This is a genomic window from Cytophagaceae bacterium (assembly GCA_016722655.1).
Classification (GTDB): Bacteria; Bacteroidota; Bacteroidia; order Cytophagales; family Spirosomataceae; genus Leadbetterella.
In genome coordinates, this window is the sequence record JADKIR010000006.1 from 1 (window position 1) to 5,682 (window position 5,682).

The 5,682-nt window shown below is 76.5% G+C and carries 4 protein-coding genes and 1 pseudogene; 1 reads left to right on the top strand and 4 read right to left on the bottom strand.

The annotated features are described in order from the left end of the window. Positions 1 to 209 precede the first annotated feature (209 nt). Positions 210 to 1,801: pseudogene (locus IPP61_22075) on the top strand (DEAD/DEAH box helicase). 345 nt (positions 1,802 to 2,146) lie between these two features. Here IPP61_22075 and IPP61_22080 read toward each other — a convergent pair. The 4 genes from IPP61_22080 to IPP61_22095 form a co-directional block, all read right to left on the bottom strand. Beyond that, on the bottom strand, positions 2,147 to 2,587 hold the full coding sequence (locus IPP61_22080) for a hypothetical protein (protein ID MBL0327813.1): 441 nt from the start codon (positions 2,585 to 2,587) through the stop codon (positions 2,147 to 2,149). Continuing rightward, positions 2,572 to 3,255: a hypothetical protein gene (locus IPP61_22085; GenBank protein ID MBL0327814.1), complete on the bottom strand. Its 684-nt coding sequence runs from the start codon at positions 3,253 to 3,255 to the stop codon at positions 2,572 to 2,574. Before IPP61_22085 ends, IPP61_22080 begins: the two co-directional genes overlap by 16 nt. An 862-nt stretch (positions 3,256 to 4,117) precedes the next feature. Continuing rightward, complete coding sequence (locus tag IPP61_22090) at positions 4,118 to 4,891, bottom strand: alpha/beta fold hydrolase (GenBank protein ID MBL0327815.1); 774 nt, start codon at positions 4,889 to 4,891, stop codon at positions 4,118 to 4,120. Between the two features lie 65 nt (positions 4,892 to 4,956). Further along, on the bottom strand, positions 4,957 to 5,556 hold the full coding sequence (locus IPP61_22095; protein ID MBL0327816.1) for a molybdenum cofactor guanylyltransferase: 600 nt from the start codon (positions 5,554 to 5,556) through the stop codon (positions 4,957 to 4,959). Between the last annotated feature and the right edge of the window lie 126 nt (positions 5,557 to 5,682).

The following is a 5,682-nucleotide window of genomic DNA, read 5'->3' on the forward strand; positions in this document are numbered from 1 at the left end:
CCACCCGCCCACCAGGGTGAGAACCAGGAAGGGGACGGCCTCGGCCAAGCCCGCAGGCCCAGCGCCAGGTCGCCGGTGAGCCCGTAGACCTGCCAGCCAGGCACCGCGCTCTGATTCGGGGGTGGCCAGAAGGCCGGGGCCATGCCGGCGGTGAGCGCGGTACTCGGGGAAGCGCAGGAGGCGTGCGGGTCGTGGGCCACGAGGTCCGCATGCTCAGGCGAGCGGGGCGGGGGTCGAGGGTGGGCTTCCCCTGCCCCCCCTGCTATGACCCGCCCCGTGAACGCCGACGCGCCCGCCAAGACCTTCGCCGACCTGCCCGCCCCCCCGCCTTGCAGCGCGCCCTGGCCGCCCAGGGCTACGCCGAGCCCACCCCGGTGCAGGCGGCCGTGCTCGACCCCGCGCTGGCCGGCAAGGACCTGCTGGTCTCCTCGCGCACCGGGTCCGGCAAGACCGTGGCCTTCGGCCTGTGCCTGGCCGAGTCGCTGCTCGGCGAGGCGCCCACCTTCGGCAAGGCCGGCCCGCCGCTCGGCCTGGTCGGCATCGCCCCCCACCCGCGAGCTGGCGGTGCAGGTCCAGCGCGAGCTGGGGTGGCTGCTCGGCCCGGCCGGCGGCGTGGTGCTGGCCTGCGTGGGCGGGCTCGACCCGCGGCGCGAGGCCCGGGCCCTGGCCATCGGCGTGCACGTGGTGGTGGGCACGCCGGGCCGCCTGGTGGACCACATCGAGCGCGGCGCCCTCGACCTCTCGGGGCTGGGCGCCCTGGTGCTCGACGAGGCCGACGAGATGCTCGACATGGGCTTCCGCGAGAGCTGGAGGCCATCCTCTCGGCCTCGCCGCCGGAGCAGCGCACCATCCCTCTTCTCGGCCACCTGCCGAAGCCCATCACCGACCTGGCGCGCCAGTACACCCGCGAGCCGGCGGTGGCCGTACGCCGGCCCGCGAGCCACGCCGACGTCGACTACGGCCCACCTGGTGGCGCAGCGCGAGCGCGACGCGCCCTGGTCATGGTGCTGCACGCCGACCTGCCGGGCGACGCCCAGGCCCTGCAGCACCGCAGCGGCCGCACCGGCCGCGCCGGCAAGAAGGGGCAGGCGGTGCTGCTGTGCGCGCCGGCCGAGCGCTACAAGCTGGAGCGGATGCTGCGGGAGGCGGGGGTGACGGCCGAGTGGGCCCCGGTCCCCAGCGCCGAGGAGATCCGCAAGAAGGACGACGCCCGCCTGCAGGCCGAGGTGGCGGTCGGGCTGCTCGAGGGGCGCGACCCGGTGGCGCTGGCCCTGGCGCTGGTGCGCCGCCACCGCGCGGCGCTGCCGGCCGCCGAGGAGCTCCCGAGACGGCCCGGGCCGCCCGCGAGGCGCCCCGCGGCCCCCGCCCGCCCCGCGCCGGCCCGCCCAGCGACGCCATGTGGTTCCGGCTCACCATCGGCCGCGAGAAGAAGGCCGACCCCAAGTGGATCCTGCCGCTGGTCTGCCGCCGCGGTGGGGTGACCCGCGACGAGATCGGCAAGATCATCATCCTGGCCACCGAGACCCGCTTCCAGGTGGCCACCCACGCCGCGGCCCGCTTCGCCGACGCGGCCCGCGTGCCGGATCCGCGCGCGCCGGGGCTGCGCATCGACCCGGCGCGCCCGCCCGACGACCTGCGGCCCGGCGCCGCCTCACCCGCCGGCGCGCCCGCACGCCGCGCGGCCCGCCCGGCGTGGCGCCGGCCGAGGCCGCGCCCTGCGCCCGCTGCGCCGGCGCCCACAGCCGACGCGCGAGGGCCCGCGCCCGGCGCTCCCGCCACTCGCCCGGCCGGCTCCCGCTAGCGGCCCCCGTCACGGCCCGGGCCACGGCACGGGCCACGCCGTGCGGCGGGACCAAGCCGGCGCGCCCAGCCGAGCCGTCACGGGAAGGCGGCCCGCCAGGCCGGGTCACCGCCCGAGCGGCCCCAGCGACCGGGGGTCTGCGGCCGGCGGCGGCCCTGGCCCTGGTCGAGCGCGGCGCGCAGGCGCGCGCCGGGGCGTCGAAGGTGAGCGGCTTCATCACGAAGGCGTCGGCCCCGGCCATGGCGTCCTCCAGCCCCTCCGCGTAGCCGCTCATGAGCAGCACCGGCCGGCCCGGCCAGCGGGCCCGGAAGGCGCGGCCCAGCTCCGCCCCCCGCATCCCGGGCATCACCACGTCGGAGAGCAGCGCGTCCACCCGGCCGCCCGTCTGCTCCACCAGCTCCAGCGCCTGCGCCCCGCCCTCCGCCTCCAGCACCTGGTAGCCCAGCCGCACCAGGATGGAGCGGACCACCTGGATGGAGGGCTCATCGTCCACCACCAGCACGGTCTCGCCGCGCCCGAGCGGCGCCGGCGCGGGGCCGCTGGCGAGGGCGCGCGGCGGGCGGACGCCGCCTCGGCGGCCGGCAGGTAGAGGTCGAAGCGCGTCCCGGCGCCCGGGGCGGTGAACAGCCGCGCGTGGCCGCCGTGCTGCCGCACCACGCCGTAGACCGTGGCCAACCCCAGCCCGGTGCCCTGGCCCCGCGCCTTGGTGGTGAAGAAGGGCTCGAAGGCGCGGGCGGCCACCTCGGGGGCCATGCCCGTGCCGGTGTCACTCACGAGCCGCACCATCGGCCCGGCGGCGGGCCGGTGGCCCCTCTCCAGCACCGGGCCGCCGCCACCGTGATGGTGAGCGTGCCGCCGCGGGGCATGGCGTCGCGGGCGTTGATGGCCAGGTTCATCAGCACCTGCTCGATCTGCGAGCGGTCGCCCAGGATCGGCGGGGCGCCCACGTCCAGGTCCAGGCGGACCACCACGTCCTCGCCGATGAGGCGGGCCAGCATGGGGGCGAAGGTGCGGCACACCTCCTCCAGCGGCAGGGGGTGGACCTCCAGCTGCTGCTTGCGCGAGAAGGCCAGCAGCTGCCGCGTCAGGGCGGCGGCGTGGCGCCCCGCCTCCAGGATGGTGCGCAGGTCGGCCGCCTGCGGGCCGCCGGGAGGGAGGTCGGCCGCCAGCAGCTCGCCCACGCCCAGGATGGTGGTGAGCAGGTTGTTGAAGTCGTGGGCCACCCCGCCGGCCAGCCGCCCGATGGACTCGAGCTTCACCGACTGGCGCCGCTCGTCCTCCAGGTGGCGCCGCTCGGTGACGTCGACCAGGACGCCGGTGACCCGGGCGGCGCGCCGGCCAGGCCACCGCGCTGGCGTGCAGCTCCAGCCAGCGCGCTCCGGCGCGGCGGCTACGTGGTGCTCCAGCCGGGTGCGCCGGCCGCCCGAGGCGCGGCCGCCTAGCAGCGCCGCCACGGCCGCGATCCTCCTGGTGCACCGCGGCCACCTAGGCCTCCAGCGTGGCCGGGGCTGTTTCCAGCAGCGTGGCGGCGCCCTCCGACCAGGTGAGGCGCCCGGTCTCCAGGTCCTGGTCCACGCCCAGCGTGGCCGAGGCCGACAGCGCCAGCCGCAGGCGCGCCTCGCCCGGCGCAGCGCCTCTCGGTGCGGCGCCGCTCCGCCCACCTCGTCCTCAGCTCCTGGTTGGCGGCCCGAGCTTTGGCGGGTGCGGGGAGCCACGCCTTCTCGTCGAGGGCGGCGTTGAGCGCCAGCAGCTCGTGCAGCAGCGCCACGTTCTCCAGCCGGGAGGCGACCGTCTCCACCACCCGCGCCAGCAGCGGGGTGACGTCCCCAGAGTGCGCCCATCGTCCTCGTGCACAGAGGAAGAGCCGCGCGGCATGGTGCGGCGGTGAAGGCAGAGCGCGCCAGGCGGGCGCCAGCGCGGGGAAGGGCGGCGTCCAGGCCGGCCTCGGCGGACTGGGCGCCACACGGCACAGCGCGCCGGAGCGCAGCGCCTCCACCACCCGCGGCGAGGGCGAAGAGACGCGACAGTCCAGGCGGGCGTCGCTGCGGGCGTGGTGAACAAAGAGAACAACACGTCGGCCGGCACAGGGTCGCCCACCGCGCAGACGGCACGTCCTTCAAGATGAAGACCTGCTCAGCCCCACCTCAGGATGCCGGCGGCGTCAACCAACAGGTGACGTGCTCAGAGACCAGCCCCACAGGGCGGTATCGACCTGGCGCTCGGCCGCTGCTGATTCTCCTCAGGCCAGCTGAGTAACCAAGCCCCAGGTCGCGCAGGCGCTGGTTTACCCCACCAGCGGGCGGCACCGAGGTGAACCTAAGGAGCGCAACCAGCTGCCCAGGCTGGTCGAGGGGGTGTGTGGCCGGCCTCGGGGACCAGCTCCAGGCACGCGCCCAGATTGTCCTTCGCAGACACGCGCGATGGCGGAAGAGGAGGCGTCATGAGGTTGGCGTTGTCGAGGCAGCGGGCGAAGTGCACGAAGGCCTTGCGCCCCGCGGCGGTCCGGAGCGGCGAGGTGAAGTCGGCCATGAGGGCCGCGTCCACCCGGTCCTTGTGGTACAGGCCGCGCCGCACCAGCACCGCGAAGGCGCCCAGGTCGAGCGCCGCCAGCAGCAGCTGGCGGATGACGGGGGTGCGCAGGGCGATGATGGGCTGGACCGGCCAGAAGTCGTAGCCGACCGGGTTCACCAGGGTCAGGCTGCGCAGGAGGGTGGGCTGGTTCACCGCCAGGATCTGGGCGATGCCGCCGCCCAGGTCGTGCCCCACCAGGTGGACGCCGGAGAGGCCGAGCGCCTGGCAGAACGGCCCCAGCCGCTCGGCGTGCGCCTTGAGGGCGTAGGAGGCGTCGAGCGGCAGGTCGGAGGCGCCGCAGCCGAGCAGGTCCACCGCCACCACGTCGTAGCGCCCGGTGGCGGCCAGGCGCTGCAGCACCCCCTCCCAGAGGAAGGAGTGGGTGGTGATGCCGTGCACCAGCAGGACCGGCTGGCCGGCCCCGGCGCGCCGGTAGGCCAGCCGGTGCGGCCCGACCTGGACCGTCTGGACCGGAGTCCGGGGCGCCGCCGGTGGCGGCTCGAGGTGCGGTGCGGGCATGCGGATGGGAGCCTCCCCTCCAGGACAGCTCGTACCACGGTTCCGCCGGGCGCGGCCGCGTCGCCTTACCGGACCACCAGCCCGAGGCGCGCCGCGTCCTCGGGCGTGTTGACGTTCTCGAAGGCCCGCCCGTCCGGATCGATCAGGCGCCACTCGCTCTCCTCGATCACCCGCGCCCCCACCACCTCGGCCAGCTCAGGCGAGGGGTCGCCGCGCCGCAGCGCCCCGTCGAGCAGGGGGAGGCAGGCCCTGGACCAGAGGGCGAAGAGCGGCTCCAGCCGCCCTCCCCACCGCGGCATCACCGCGGCCGCGCCGGCGCGCCGCTCCACCAGGTGGGCCACCGAGGTGCGCGACAGGAACGGCATGTCGCAGGCGGCCGTGAAGACCCACTCGGAGGTGGAGGCCGTCAGGGCCGCGTGGACGCCGCCTGGGGCGCCCTTGCCGGGCAGGACGTCGGCCACCAGCGACGCGCCCAGGACGGCGTAGGGGCGCGGGTCGTTGGTCACCACCAGCGAGGCGGCGAACAGCTCCTTGAAGAGCCGCAGCGAGCGCCCCGCGATGGGCGTGCCGTCCAGGCGGAGCAGCCCCTTCACCGCGCCGCCGAGCCGGGTGGCGCGGCCGCCGGCGATGAGGGCGCCCGTGACGTCGGGGTAGCGCGGAGGCACGGCGGCACTCTAGCAGCGCGCCCGGTGTCCGTGGACCCCGGGCGATTCGTGTCATGCGAGACCGGTTCCATGACCCCGGACGGCGGCTGGCGGCGTACGAAGTTCGCGGCCGCCAGGCCAGACGAC